Origin of the sequence: Paenibacillus glycanilyticus NBRC 16618, assembly GCF_004000805.1 — a bacterium.
In the GTDB taxonomy this organism is placed as follows: Bacteria; Bacillota; Bacilli; order Paenibacillales; family Paenibacillaceae; genus Pristimantibacillus; species Pristimantibacillus glycanilyticus.
Genome location: NZ_BILY01000002.1, coordinates 37583 through 50572 on the forward strand (window position 1 = coordinate 37583; position 12990 = coordinate 50572).

11 protein-coding genes are annotated in these 12990 nt (G+C 49.4%); 3 read left to right on the forward strand and 8 right to left on the reverse strand.

Features of this window, described 5'->3' with window-relative positions:
• Positions 1–177: 177 nt before the first annotated feature.
• The 7 genes from PGL01S_RS01465 to PGL01S_RS01495 form a co-directional block, all read right to left on the reverse strand.
• Complete coding sequence (locus PGL01S_RS01465) at positions 178–825, reverse strand: aspartate/glutamate racemase family protein (RefSeq protein ID WP_127491077.1); 648 nt, start codon at positions 823–825, stop codon at positions 178–180.
• Positions 826–940: 115 nt separating this feature from the next.
• Positions 941–2338 (reverse strand): glycoside hydrolase family 32 protein, encoded by a 1398-nt coding sequence (locus PGL01S_RS01470; RefSeq protein WP_127490797.1) that lies wholly within the window; start codon positions 2336–2338, stop codon positions 941–943.
• A 334-nt stretch (positions 2339–2672) separates the two neighbouring features.
• Entirely contained in the window at positions 2673–4124 is a 1452-nt protein-coding gene (locus tag PGL01S_RS01475; protein WP_127490798.1) for an ABC transporter substrate-binding protein, read from the reverse strand.
• A 115-nt stretch (positions 4125–4239) separates the two neighbouring features.
• Positions 4240–5112, reverse strand: coding sequence for a carbohydrate ABC transporter permease (locus tag PGL01S_RS01480; protein ID WP_127490799.1), 873 nt, complete (start codon positions 5110–5112; stop codon positions 4240–4242).
• A complete protein-coding gene (locus tag PGL01S_RS01485) occupies positions 5109–6035 on the reverse strand; it encodes a carbohydrate ABC transporter permease (RefSeq protein WP_015842957.1) in 927 nt (308 codons plus the stop codon). The genes PGL01S_RS01480 and PGL01S_RS01485 overlap by 4 nt, the downstream gene beginning before the upstream one ends.
• 97 nt (positions 6036–6132) lie before the next feature.
• The gene (locus PGL01S_RS01490; protein WP_127490800.1) at positions 6133–7467 is read right to left on the reverse strand and encodes a response regulator; all 1335 of its coding nucleotides are present in this window, start codon (positions 7465–7467) and stop codon (positions 6133–6135) included.
• A complete protein-coding gene (locus PGL01S_RS01495) occupies positions 7460–9265 on the reverse strand; it encodes a cache domain-containing sensor histidine kinase (RefSeq protein ID WP_127490801.1) in 1806 nt (601 codons plus the stop codon). Before PGL01S_RS01495 ends, PGL01S_RS01490 begins: the two co-directional genes overlap by 8 nt.
• A 311-nt stretch (positions 9266–9576) precedes the next feature.
• Between PGL01S_RS01495 and PGL01S_RS01500 the strand changes: the two genes are divergently transcribed.
• Complete coding sequence (locus PGL01S_RS01500; RefSeq protein WP_127490802.1) at positions 9577–10179, forward strand: DJ-1/PfpI family protein; 603 nt, start codon at positions 9577–9579, stop codon at positions 10177–10179.
• A 73-nt stretch (positions 10180–10252) separates the two neighbouring features.
• On the opposite strand, the gene PGL01S_RS01505 is transcribed toward PGL01S_RS01500, so the two are convergent.
• On the reverse strand, positions 10253–11089 hold the full coding sequence (locus PGL01S_RS01505; RefSeq protein WP_127490803.1) for an AraC family transcriptional regulator: 837 nt from the start codon (positions 11087–11089) through the stop codon (positions 10253–10255).
• 147 nt (positions 11090–11236) lie between these two features.
• On the opposite strand from PGL01S_RS01505, the gene PGL01S_RS01510 reads away from it, so the two are divergent.
• Positions 11237–11752, forward strand: a complete 516-nt coding sequence (locus PGL01S_RS01510; RefSeq protein ID WP_127490804.1) for a hypothetical protein — start codon at positions 11237–11239, stop codon at positions 11750–11752.
• Positions 11753–11788: 36 nt separating this feature from the next.
• Entirely contained in the window at positions 11789–12982 is a 1194-nt protein-coding gene (locus PGL01S_RS01515) for an MFS transporter (protein ID WP_127490805.1), read from the forward strand.
• Positions 12983–12990 lie beyond the last annotated feature (8 nt).

The window sequence follows — 12990 nt, forward strand, 5'->3', positions numbered from 1 at the left end:
GGATATCTCCTAAAGCCGCTGTTGCCATTGTGAAATTTCGAATTAATCGTTATATGTATATTTCACAAGTGGCAAAGGCGGACGTTACACTCTTTAGGAGATACCCCTTTCCTCTACCGATTACCTTTTTGAAATAAGCAGAAAAGCTGGGCGATTCATTTCGCCCAGCTTTTTTATTTAGTTGCTCCTGTCCTTTCTTGAAACATAGCCTTCCAACGGCGCTAATGGATTGGAGATGGATATATTAAATTCTTGTGCCACCCTCTCGGCTGCTTTGACCATTGAAAGCTGAGCAACGGCTATTTTCTTATCCTGTTTCGATTGGAGCAGTTTCTCGATAAACTTGAATACTTCGTCGGCGTACTCTGTCTTCTGTCCCTGCATAATAAGCTGGAACGCGTTCTCAATCACTCTGACTTCAATGTCCGGAAGCTGGTAACCATGCGATGAAGCAAAATTCTTCAGCCGCTTCATCGTACCTTCAACAGTTGCGGGATTCGTGAACAGAAGAATTTGCGGCTGCGTTATTTTACAAATCTCATTAAAAAAGGGCTCGTCTATTTTTATAATGGGCAGATTAGTCTCAACTTCTTCAAGTAGAGCAATGTAACCGGTGCAAGTAATGAGAATCGCATCTACACCTGACTGAGTGATCCATTTGATCTGATCAGCGGCTTTCTCCTTAACTTTAACCTTGTCAAAACCTTCTTCCATACACCTCATAAGTCCGGGATCCACAAAGTGTACCAATTCCGCCTTCGAACCAATCGAAGCTTCAATATATTCAATATTGGAATAATGAGCATGTAAACAGCCAATCTTCATTTCATTCAACCTGCCTCTTTGCATGAGCGATATTACTTAGAGAATATCATGATGAGCTTGGTGCTGAAAGTTAAAAAAGAGCACCTGCGAAGGATGCTCTAATTATGGTTATCATCTATCTGATTTCCGCAGCCTTCATCTCCCAAATCTGAAGACTGGAAACCACGGCTTCACCGCTGTCTGTTCGGAGCTGGATGCCGCTACTGTTTTCCAATGTCGGATAAACTCTGGCCGTTAGGCAAGTCTCGTCATCCACAAACACTTCCACAATGGATTGGTCCGCGAAAATACGAAGCTTGATAAGCTCCGTGCCGTCTGCAGCCGGCAATTCACCTTGAACCGGCGTTTTATGGACCTTTGGAAGCAGGCTTGAATTCGACCGGTCAATGGTAATCGTATGGGAAGCCAAGTTGAGGCATACATCGGTATGCTCCTTGCCGCAGTCGGATGCGAATAAGGAAACGGTCAGACCTGCTGCTTCAATCGACTTCCTGTCGATTTCAAGCAAGCATTCGAAGGAGGTCGATTGTACTCCCGATAGAACTGGCGTATGTCCGATTGCTATATCTTTAAAGCTGTAATTCACGCCTCTCAGCGTCCCCACCTCAGGTACCGGGGACATGGAAAGCGCGCCGCTTGGCTTAAGATCTACGATACGCGGCAGCGCCAGAGCCCCGGCCCAGTCCAGGTTCTCGGGAAATTCCTCGCCTCTGCTGCCTTCCGGGATCCAGCCATGCACAATGCGGCGGCCGTTCTCGTCCACGAATCCGGTTGAAGCATAATAGCCTTCCCAGCCGCCATGGTCCACGGTGCCGTGCTTTTGCACATCGATTAGCTTATCCCCGCTGATCGTACCGGAAAGATAACGAACCGGACCGCTTGGCGAATAGAACAATACCGCTTTATCGCCGAAACGGAACAAATGCGGACATTCCCAGATCCATTCTTCGCCCTTATAAAAAATACCTTGGAAGCTCCATTTCTCCAAATCCTCGGAGTTGTATATAAACGCGCAGCCTTTTTCCTCATGGATTCCGCCAAGAATCATTCGCCAGCCGTCTTCCGTCTTCCAGACGTAAGGATCCCGCCAGTCCCGAATCTCAAGGTCTCCATGAAGCTCCAGGGTTAGAACCGGGTTAATGTCCGGTTTCCGCCAGGTATGCAAATCCGTCCCGCGAGCCATCCATTGCTGTGCTCCGGTAGCCGCATTCCGTTCCCCCTCGCCAATGCTTGTATAGAACAATGTCACTTCGCCGTCATGGACTACGGAGCAGCCGGAGTAGCAATGAGCTTCGCCAAGCTCATAAGAGGGAGCCATTCCAACGGGCAGATGCGTCCAATTCACCAGATCCGGGCTTGTGGCATGCCCCCAATGAATATCGCCCCACTCGGGCTTTGACGGGTTATGCTGGTAAAACAAATGATACTCGCCGTTTAACTGAAACGGTCCATTCGGGTCATTCATCCAGTTGCGAGGTGCCGTAAAATGATACCTTGGTCTATAACGATCCATGTTATCTCCCCTATCCTTTTGGCTGCCAGCTTCATAAGTTCACCTCCACAATATAAACGATATGTTGAATATGTCAATGGTTTATTAATCTGTTTTTATCATTCAATAGAAGGCGGGGTGGGCGGACTCACAAATTCCCAATTAGCAGGCTTTTTCCGTGTTACAGAGTAAGTTCGGGGTGGGACAAACTCACAGACTCAAAAAAAGCAGGCTTTTTCCGTGTTACAGAGTAAGTTTGAGGTGACACGAACTCAAAATAAAAACGGCCGTGCAGATTCAAATTCATCTGCACGGCCGCTTATAGGGTTAGATCGAGGAGATACTCCCGCTCGTATTAAGGCTTGATTGCGTCGTAGTACTTCGTTTGCATTTCTTTCGCAGCCGCGTCGAGCTGAGCTTGCGTGTCGGTACCTTTTTTTGAGAATACTTCTTGCAAGACGTTCGTCATCGAACCGTAGTATTCTTGCGTATTGTACTGAGCTTCAGGCTTGCCGTCGAGCAGAGCATTGGATTCCGCGTTGTATTTGTATACATTGTCATACTTGTCGAAGATCGCTTGAACTTTTTTGCCATACTCCGAATCCGGGCTGAAGTAGTTGATGTGCGGCGGAATGAAGTATTTGCCTTCCGTTTTGCGAGCTTGAATGTCTTTTTCGATCGAAGTCAGATAGTCGTCGGTGAAGTAGTCAAACGTGATGTAACGGAACGCCATTTCTTGCTCGTCTTTCGTAGCGTTAGGGTTAATGACGAGATAGTCGCCGCCCAATACGCCTGTATGCTTGCCGCCTTTTTCGGCTGCCGGCATTGGATAAGTGAGTACGTCTTCGATCTTCATGCCGCCTTGGTTCAGCGCTTGCTCCAGTACGCCTTCCGCACCGGCGATAACCATTGCCGTACGTCCTTGGCCAAACGCGCCTACAGCGTCGCCCCAGCCAAGTGCCCAGTCTTTCGGAATAACGTCCGCGTCCCATCTCAGCTTGTTGTAGAAATCGAGAGCTTTCTTGCCGGCTTCGGAGTTGAATGCCGCCGTTACTTTGCCGTCCGCAATGTTTTGAATCTCGCCGCCTGCTTCGAACAGGAAGTTGGTCCAGTTCCAGCCTGCCTCGTTGCCTTTACCCATTGGAGCGATACCCGCGATCCCTTTCTTCGCATCGGCTACGCCTTTAGCGGTATTCACCATGTCATCCCAAGTCCAGTCGTACGAAGGTACGGCTACGCCTTTGTCATCCAGCATTTTTTTGTTGACAACGGTCGTTGTTACATAACCTTTTTGAGCGATACCGTATACTTTGCCGTCAATGATGAATTGGTTTTGAAGTACCGGGTTGATCTGATCCTTGAACTCGTAGCTGTTGTACAGGTCCGTGATGTCGGCTGCCCAGCCTTTTTCAACGAGGAACTTCGCTTCGGTTGCGTAAGTGTTGAAGAAGGTTGGCGCTTCGTTGGCAGCCATTTTGATGCCGATTTCGTTAGGAGCGTAATGCCAGTCGCTCTTCACGATCTCCACGTTAGGATATACCTTGTTGAAGCGTGCGATCTTGTCGTCTTCCAGCTTGCGGTTTTCGACTTGGTCAGGAAGCGGATAATAAATGCTGATTTTGATTTTCTTTTGCGTAATATCTTCAGATGGTTGTGGAGTGGCTGTTGCCTTGTCTGTGCTTGCGCTTGCATTCGCGCTTTCAGCCGGCTTGTTGCCGTTGTTCGACGTATTGTTGTTGCCGCCGCAGGCGGCAAGAGTCGAACAAAGTAATACCGCAGCTACTGTCGTAAAGACGCTCTTTCTCATTGTAACTCCCCTTCTCGAGTTCGTTTATTTGTTACACCCTCATCATAGTGGAGAGGGATAGGAGCCTGCGAGGTGTATTCCTATTCCGATCATGTGCACTATTACGATTTGAATACTACCCTTTCACTCCGCCCAGATGCAATCCGCGCATGATGTATTTCTGGAAGATCAGGAACACGACGATTGGCGGAAGCATAACCATGGTCAGAATCGCAAACCGGATATTAAGCGCCAGGCCTTTGGCGTTAATCACGTATTTGTAGATCGCCGTTGCCAGCGGATAATGGCTGTCGTTATGCATAATGAGCGACGGCCAGAACCAGTCGTTCCAGGAAGACGAGAAGATAAAGATCGCAAGCGTCGAGAAGATCGGTACCGACAGCGGCAGCGCGATCTGCACGAAGCTTCTCCAGTCCGAGGCGCCGTCGATACGGGCTGCTTCGAAAATTTCGTAATGAATCTCGTCGAAGAAGTTTTTGAGCAGCAGCAGGAAGAAGGCATTGGCGCCCGCCGGCAGCCAGAAGGCCGCAAACGAGTTCATGAGGCCTAGATCCTTCAGGTTCACGAAGTTCGGAATGATATACGTTGTTGGCGGAATAAACAAGGTCATCATAAAGAAGAAATAGACCGCTTTGCGCTTAGGCACGTTCAGCCTCGACAAGCTGAAGGACGCAAGTCCAAGAACGCCTACGGTAATGACCAGGTTGCCTCCGAAAATATACAGCGTATTTCTTAGAAACTCCGGAAGATCGATGAAATTCCAGCCTTTGTTAAAGTTGTCGAAATGCCATTCGCTTGGCAGGAACCTCGGCGGGAAGGAGTTAACCTCCACATTGGTTTTGAGGCCGTTAAAGAATGTCGTCAGAATCGGATAAATCATCGAACAGGACATGACGACCAGCACAAGTACCATGATCGAATAGCCGATCAAGATAGGCTTCTTCTTCAGGTCAAACGAAGAGAGTATACCTCTGTCCAGCTGTTTCATCGCACGTCTCCCTCCTTGCCTTGAAGCCTGTATTGAACGATGGCGAGCAAGCCCAGCACGATAAACATCAGAACGCCAAGCGCGGCCGCAACCCCGTAATTTTGCTGGTTAAAAGCGTATTTTACAATGAGCAGCGCGTAGGTCAGCGTAGCATTGTTAGGTCCGCCGTCCAGCATCGCAAGCTGGGATTGGTAGCCCTGAGAGGTACCGATCAGCTGCAGAATGAGAAGAAGGCCAAGCAGGCCTTTGATCGAAGGCAGCGTGATATGACGAATCCGGTTCCATACGCCAGCCCCGTCGATTTCCGCCGCTTCGTACCAGTCGCGCGGAATGCTGAGCACGGCGGCCAAATAGATAAGCATCGCCGAGCCGAATTGCTGCCATGATTCCATAATAACAAGGGAGATCATCGACCATTTGGTATCCGTCATAAAGGATACCGGTTCATCGGCGCCAAACCAGCCTGTAATCACGCCGTTGATCGGGCCGACAGGGTCATAGAACCAGCGCCATAATCCGTACAATACGACTACCGGAATAATATTCGGCAGATAAGCGGCTACGCGGACAACGCCTTGGAACCGGCGAAGCTCGGAAATCGCAATGGCGAATACGATCGGAATCCAGAAACCTATCACAAGACAAAGGAACATATAATAAACGGTGTTTTTCACCGCCGTCCAGGCGTCTTTATCGTGAAGCGCGACTTTATAGTTGTCGAATCCGACGAAGCTGTTCCCTTTTACAAAGTCAATGTGGTAGAAGCTGTAGATGAATCCTTTGAAGATCGGGACCCATAGAAACAAGATAAAAATAATAAAGGCGGGAAGCAGGAACAGTAGTCCCCAGAAATGCTTCCTCAAAAATACGGCAAATCGGCCTTTACGCTCGAGAGGCGCGTTTGCGACAGCGTGTTGCTCCATACAAGTCTCCCTCTTTTCTTTAACAATCCTCTATCCTTATTGTAAAAAAAGGAGCCTCCCGAGGTAATGTGCGTATCCAAGGCAATGATGAGTAATTCTACTTCTTTAGCTCGCTCGGACTCATGCCGTAATACTTTTTGAAAATTTTGCTAAAATGCTCCGGCGATTCGTAACCCACCTTCTCCGAAATTTCGTAACGTCTCATGTCCGTATGAAGAAGAAGCCGCTTGCTCTCCTCCATCCGCAGCTTAACGACGTATTCCCACAGGTTATAACCCGTCTCCTTCTTGAACAGATAGCTGAGGTAGTTCGGGCTGACATGGTTGTTCTGCGCGACTTCATGCAGGGTTAAGCCCTTCTGCGCGAAATTCTGGTTAATGTACTCCATTGCTTTCTCGACAATCAGGCTGGTCTGGGCGGTGAACTCTTCTTCGGTTGGACGCTGGGAATATTGGTTCCAATTGAAATCCCCGTAATAGAACACATAGTGGTCCTTATGGCGGTCATTGCAGCTGAGCGCTTTGATCACCTGATCGTGAAGCACGTCAATAAATTCGATCCCCTTCAGAATCTGGCTGATGCCGATTACGCTTGTAATTCCCAGAAACTTCTGGATATTGAAATGCAGGCTGCGGCCGATCATATCCAGCTCGTTCATAATGCCGGAAGATGCCGTCTCCCCATACAACGTCTCATTCCATTGCAAAATAATATTGATTTCCCGCTCCGAAGCGTAAAAGGCGGTATTATTCCAATGCTCGTCAAAGAGCTCGTTTACGATATTAAGCGCGGCATAACGGAGCAGTCTTTCATCCGTCTTCGATAACCCGCGGTTACGGTCCGCAAGATTAAGCCGGATGCGGATCATGGAGAAATAAGGACCCTCTAGCCGGATCCCGTGCTTCTCCTTCAAAATTCGAACGATATCCTGCACTTTAAGCGATGGCTGACTGCTCACGAGCTGATTAAGCCAATCCACGGATTGCGGATTCAGCTCATCCATATGGAAATGCTCCTGCATGCCCGCGATCAGCTCCTCTTGTTCGGCGGGTTCGGGCTTATGGAGCTTTAGCAATACGTTGCGCACGGAATCCAAAAACTGCTCGTTGTTCAGCGGCTTGATCAAATAGTCCTTAGCTCCGAGACGGATCGCCATCTGAGCATAATGAAACGTCTCGTGGGCCGAAATAATAATCGTCTGCACCCATGGCTTAATTAATTTCGCCTGCTGCATCAGCTCTATGCCGTTCATCGTCCCCATCTGAATATCTGTAACGAGCAGATCAATATCGTCGGTCCGCAGGACGTCAAGCGCCTCGTAACCGTTATGAGCCATATGAATGGCGGAAATATCAATGCCGGAAGAAGCCAGTACGCTGCTTAGACCTTTGCAAATAAGCGGTTCGTCGTCCACCACCAGTATGTTATACATCGCCTAGTTCCTTCCTTTCGCCGGCTGCCGGAAGCTGGATCGTAACGATCGTTCCGCCGCCGTTTCTTTTTTTGTACTGAATACCGTAGACATTGCCGAAATGCAGCTGAAGCCGCTGATGGATGTTTTTGACGCCGTATCCGGAGGACGATTGTGCGGCCGGCTCGTTCAGCAGAGACTCAATCGCTTTATGATCCACCTCTTTATAACCGTTGTCCTCCACGCGGATCAGCAGCTTGTCGCCTTCGTATTCCGCGTTAATATGAATCTCGCCGTCTTCCCCCATGTTCTTGACGCCGTGGATGATGGCATTCTCGATCAACGGCTGCAGCGTAACCTTCGGAATGAGATGGTTCATCATCTCCTCCGGTACCGCCCAGATGACCCGGAAGTCATAGTCGTAACGCTTCTGCTGCAGCTTCACGTAAGCAGCCGCATGCTCCAGCTCCTCCGCCAGCGTAATCAGCTCCCGGCCGCGGCTTAAGCTGATTTTCATCAGCTTCGACAGCTCCTTGATCATTTCCGCCGATTCGGAATTGCCTTCGAGCGAGCTTTTCCAATAAATGCTCTCAAGCGTGTTGTAGAGAAGATGAGGATTAATCTGTTGATACAAAATTTGAAGCTGGCTTTCCCGCTGCTTGATCTCCATCTGGTATTTGTCGTGAATAAGTCCATTAAGCCGGCGGGCCATATCGTACAGAGCTCCAATCAATACTCCCACCTCGTCGTTTCTGCCTTTGCCAGGCGTCTCCGGCACTCTCTTGCCAGGCTCGTAACGGCGGACAAACGTTGCCAGTCTTTGCAACGGCGTCATTAGCGAACGCCAGAAATAGAAAATGACGATACACCCGAACAGGATGTAAGCCACCGATATCAGCTGGATAACCCGCTTCACTTCATTTTGCTGCTGAAGGAGCGATTTGATCGGGATTTTGTAGATCAGCCGCTGCTGCAGCAGCTCATTGTCGCTGGCCATATAAATGTACTCCGAGGTCATAATCGGTTTATTCAGGCTTTCCGCTTCGCCGGAAGCGGTTACAGGAAGCTCAACCGTGGAGCCCATCGTCTTCGGACTTGTGGAGGCCAGAATATAATTCTGCTTATCCGTGAAAAAGATTTCTCCGCCGGGCAAGGATACCGACTGCATGGATTCGGCAAGCTTCTTATCCATGTTGGTTGCGATGAGCACGCCGATGACGCTGTGCCCCTGACTAACGGTATTTACCGCCCGGATATAAGCCAAAGTCCGTTTCTTGACGAGCATATCGTTATTTTCGATAATCTCCATAAAGCCTTGACCCTTCAGGCCAACCGCCTTGTCGAACCATTTCGGCTTATTGGCGTCGGAGAAGAAATATACGCCGCTCTGGATCATCTGAACCTTAGGCGCAAAGAAATAATAGTTATTGGGATCATAGATATACAGACTGTAATAAACAGCCTCCCCGCCGTTTAAGGCGGTTGAATAGCCTGCCAGCAAAGCATCCATTTTCTCGTATTTCCGGACGCGTTCAATGACGGTTTCATCGTCATCGGGGACTAGCTGCTGAGCCGTGGGGTTCTGGATAATCGTCGTTGTGATTTTGTTGACGGTATCGATATCCCGGTCGATCAGCGTATGGTTCTGTTTGTTCAGTTCAGCGTAGGCATTCGTTACGTGGCGTTTGAGTATCTGTTCGGCCTCCGAATTTCCGTAGCTGTGAAGAATGAATATCGGGCTGACCATAAGCAGGAACAAGAGCAGCAGCTGCTGCTTCACGCTTAGCTTGGTCATTGGATTGGAAAAGCCCGTTCTCATGATGACGCACCCCCAGCTTCCTTCCTTTAAATATAGCAAATATGCAATTCGGCAGTATGGCTATTCTTATTTATTGTATAGGTAATTTCACGCACTTCAAGCTTTGATTCTAGTAGAAACGAACGATTTTCCGAGATAAGAAAAGGAAAATATTGACTGTTTCAATAGTGAAGGGCATAATAGCTGTGTATTCATCATCACGATTCTTTAAGCGAATGCTTGCGATGGAAGAATTGCTTCACCATTCTTTTAAGCCCATGCTTACGAAGTAAGAATTGCTTCACAATTCTTTGGAGGAGTGATCTGAACCTATGTCGAACAAAGTGCTTATCGTGACTGGCGATGCCGCGGAAGTTTTGGAAGTGTATTATCCTTATTACCGACTGCTGGAGGAAGGCTACGAAGCTGTTATCGCTTCCCCGACGCAAAAAACCTTACATACCGTCTGCCATGACTTTATTGAGGGCTGGGACACCTATACGGAAAAGCCGGCTCATCAGCTGCAGTCCCATTTGGGCTTCGCCGATGTAGACCCTTCCGAATACGCTGCGATTATTATTCCCGGGGGAAGAGCGCCGGAATATATTCGCGGCAACGCGGAGCTGCCTCGCATTCTGCAGCATTTTATCGATGCCGACAAGCCGATAGGCGCGATCTGCCACGGGGCGCAGGTATTCCTGTCGCTGCCCGATTACAGCTATTTCAACGGCCGTACCATGACGGCTTACAACGCTTCGCGCCTGGAAGTTGAGCGCCTTGGCGCCTGCTATGCGGACGAGACGCTTCATGTGGACGGCAAGCTTGTAACCGGCCATGCCTGGCCGGATCTTCCCGGCTTTATGCGCGAGTTCCTGAAGCTAGTCCGCGAGGATGCCGCAACAACCGCAGCAGACGCAGAAGCTCTGACATCATAATTGAAAATACGCACAAGCGGCAGCTTAATGGCTAAAGGCCATAAGCTGCCGCTTTTTTTGATTGGAATGCTTTTTAGCGGGGGAACAAATTCTGCTGATTACTCTCCCGGAACCGGTTGGGCGACAAACCCGTGACCCGGCGGAAAATAATCGAAAAATAATTCGGATTGTCGTAGCCGAGAAGCTTCGCCACTTCCCATACCTTCATCTCCGTTGTGACGAGCAGCCTGGTCGCCTCTCCGATCCGGCGGTGAATGGCATAGTTAATCGGGGAAATCCGATAATGGTCTTTAAATACATGGGAAATATAATAAGGATTCACGTGGAATTGCCGCCCCAAATCCTTGAGGCTTATATTTTGCGTATAATTCCTGTCGATATAATCCTTGATCTGCTCGGCTAGTCCGGTATTGGATTCCTGCTTAATTTGCTGCTGATTCCTCACCGCTCTTCTGAGCAGCAAAATAACGGAATTAATCAAATAACGGCTGATCCCCTCGTATCCTTCTTCCTTGATGGAGGATTCATCAACAATCATCCTCATCAAAGCCTCAATTTCCGAAAACGCGCGGCTGGACCGGATCACGGGCTCGACGCCAGGCGGGATGACCCAATCCTCGGAAGGGCTTGCCTTAGGCAGCGAAAATCCGCAGTAATAAGTGATTAACGGATTATCGACTAAGGACTGCTCTTCATGCAGAACCCCTTTATTGTAGACCAGAATGTCTCCCCCGCTTACGCTATACGATTGTCCTCCAATCGTAAACATCCCTTCGCCGCCGCATACGACGATAATTTCATGCAAATCATCATGCTTATGGCTCGGAAAATTCCAGTTGGGCGTATCGCTTACTTTTCCGGCGTACAGCAGATGACTTTGTATTTCCTCTCCGGCAGCGGAAGCCGTCATCCCTACTCCCTCTTTTCCAAATATCTTTTATCTATACAGCAAGATATATCACATCGCAAACATATCCGGCAAGATGCTTCATTGCCGCTGCTTGAGCCTTCCATTAAGCTTTGACTGTAGGAAAGAGAGCCAAAATGAGGTGAGGGTATGCGCGAGATGGAATGCTGGAAGCAGTATGGCTTTGCTTTATTCCCAAGGGCAGTAACGCATTTTTATGCGCTGCGTTATCTTTTGTGGGTGAAGGAGCTTCCCGTTGACCAGCCTTACGACATCCATCATCAATATTTATGGGATATACGTATGCATGAGCCTGTTTACGAGGCCTTTAGCGAGATACTCGGGACGACCGCGCTTTGGGCGCATCTGTGCCCTGGCGAACCCGCTGCCGTCAAAGGCGCAATATGCTTGCAGCAATCGGTTCAGGTACCGGTAAAGCAATGGAGCATTGCAAATATCGGCGATTTATTTATATACAACGCGGAAGAATGCCGTATTGACCTGGACGCCATGCCGGATTACAGCTGGCTTCCGATGACTTACTTCCCGGCAGCTCCCGATAACCGGTCCCTGCTGAAGGAAAGGCTGCGCAGCTGGAAAGCTAGTCCCAATCAAGCTTATCTATCAGCAAGGGGCAATAAGCTTCTTGGCTCCGAGCGTTGGTAGAAGACATACAAGCAATAAACCTGGAGGATCTTCAACATGAAAAAAGAAAACCTGCTTATCTTTACTTTTACCCTGCTGGCCTTTATCTTGGGCACGACCGAATATGTAATCGTTGGTTTGCTGACACCAATTGCGAGCAGCCTTGGCGTCTCCGTTGCGCAGACCGGCATTATGGTCTCCGGCTTTGCGATTGCTTATGCGGCCGGAACGCCTTTTGTTATGATGGCCGCCGGTTTCTTCACGAAACGCCGCGCCTTGCTGATAGGTGCTTCATTGGTTGTTTTGTTTACGATGGGAAGTGCATTGTCCTTCTCTTATCCGGTATTGTTCCTTACCCGAATGGCAACGGCTGTCTTCTGCGGGCTGAGCGTTTCCCTGGCCGTCTCCATCTGCACGGATTACGTGTCGCCTGAGCGGAGAGGGCTGGCGCTTTCCTACATTATCGGCGGATTCACCATTGCCAACGTGCTGGGTGTTCCGATCGGCACCTTCGTAGGCCTGCATTTCGAATGGCCTGCCGCCTTCTGGCTGGTTGCGGCTTGCGGCATTATAAGCATTCTGCTTCTGTACCGAATCGTACCGAGAAATTTGCCGGCGGTGCAAAGCTCGCTCAAAAACCAGTTCCGCCTGATGACTAACCCGAGAGTGCTGCTTGCCTTCTTTATCCCGATTATCGGGGTCGCGGCCATTTTCGTCATCTACACTTATATTAATCCGCTTATGCTGGAAGTTATGCATATCTCGGAAGGACGAACCAGCACCATCCTGCTCGTATACGGAGCCGTGACCATTCTCAGCAACATCCTAGGCGGCAAAATCGCAAGCGGCACTTACATGGCGAAGCTGAAAACGCTGTTCCTGGTTCATGCCGTTGTTTACGTCATCTTTGGTTTCACCTTATCGTTCACTTGGCTTGGCATCGTCAGCTTGATGGCTATCGCTCTCATTTCATTCTCAATCAATGCGGCATGCCAGCTGTACTTCATCCATCTGACCGAGCAATATGTGCCCGAAGCCAAGGATTTCGCCTCTTCCCTGCTGCCAATCAGCGCCAATATCGGGATTGCGGTTGGCTCCTCGGTCGGCGCCTTCGTAACCGACCATTATGGTCTGCGTTATCTTCCATGGGCAGCGGCCGTGCTTGCCTTGCTTGCATTTGCCGCAACGGCCTACAGCTATAATCTCGATCGTTCAGCCCAAAAAGCAGCTCTGCAGCAGGCCGCCGGATAAACGAAGGA

Excerpts from the sequence above, each read along its gene's own strand:
- PGL01S_RS01465 (WP_127491077.1), bottom strand. The coding sequence starts at position 825 with ATGAAGATTGGCTGTTTACATGCTCATTATTCCAATATTGAATATATT.
- PGL01S_RS01470 (WP_127490797.1), bottom strand. The coding sequence starts at position 2,338 with ATGGATCGTTATAGACCAAGGTATCATTTTACGGCACCTCGCAACTGG.
- PGL01S_RS01475 (WP_127490798.1), bottom strand. The coding sequence starts at position 4,124 with ATGAGAAAGAGCGTCTTTACGACAGTAGCTGCGGTATTACTTTGTTCG.
- PGL01S_RS01480 (WP_127490799.1), bottom strand. The coding sequence starts at position 5,112 with ATGAAACAGCTGGACAGAGGTATACTCTCTTCGTTTGACCTGAAGAAG.
- PGL01S_RS01485 (WP_015842957.1), bottom strand. The coding sequence starts at position 6,035 with ATGGAGCAACACGCTGTCGCAAACGCGCCTCTCGAGCGTAAAGGCCGA.
- PGL01S_RS01490 (WP_127490800.1), bottom strand. The coding sequence starts at position 7,467 with ATGTATAACATACTGGTGGTGGACGACGAACCGCTTATTTGCAAAGGT.
- PGL01S_RS01495 (WP_127490801.1), bottom strand. The coding sequence starts at position 9,265 with ATGAGAACGGGCTTTTCCAATCCAATGACCAAGCTAAGCGTGAAGCAG.
- PGL01S_RS01500 (WP_127490802.1), top strand. The coding sequence starts at position 9,577 with ATGTCGAACAAAGTGCTTATCGTGACTGGCGATGCCGCGGAAGTTTTG.
- PGL01S_RS01505 (WP_127490803.1), bottom strand. The coding sequence starts at position 11,089 with ATGACGGCTTCCGCTGCCGGAGAGGAAATACAAAGTCATCTGCTGTAC.
- PGL01S_RS01510 (WP_127490804.1), top strand. The coding sequence starts at position 11,237 with ATGCGCGAGATGGAATGCTGGAAGCAGTATGGCTTTGCTTTATTCCCA.
- PGL01S_RS01515 (WP_127490805.1), top strand. The coding sequence starts at position 11,789 with ATGAAAAAAGAAAACCTGCTTATCTTTACTTTTACCCTGCTGGCCTTT.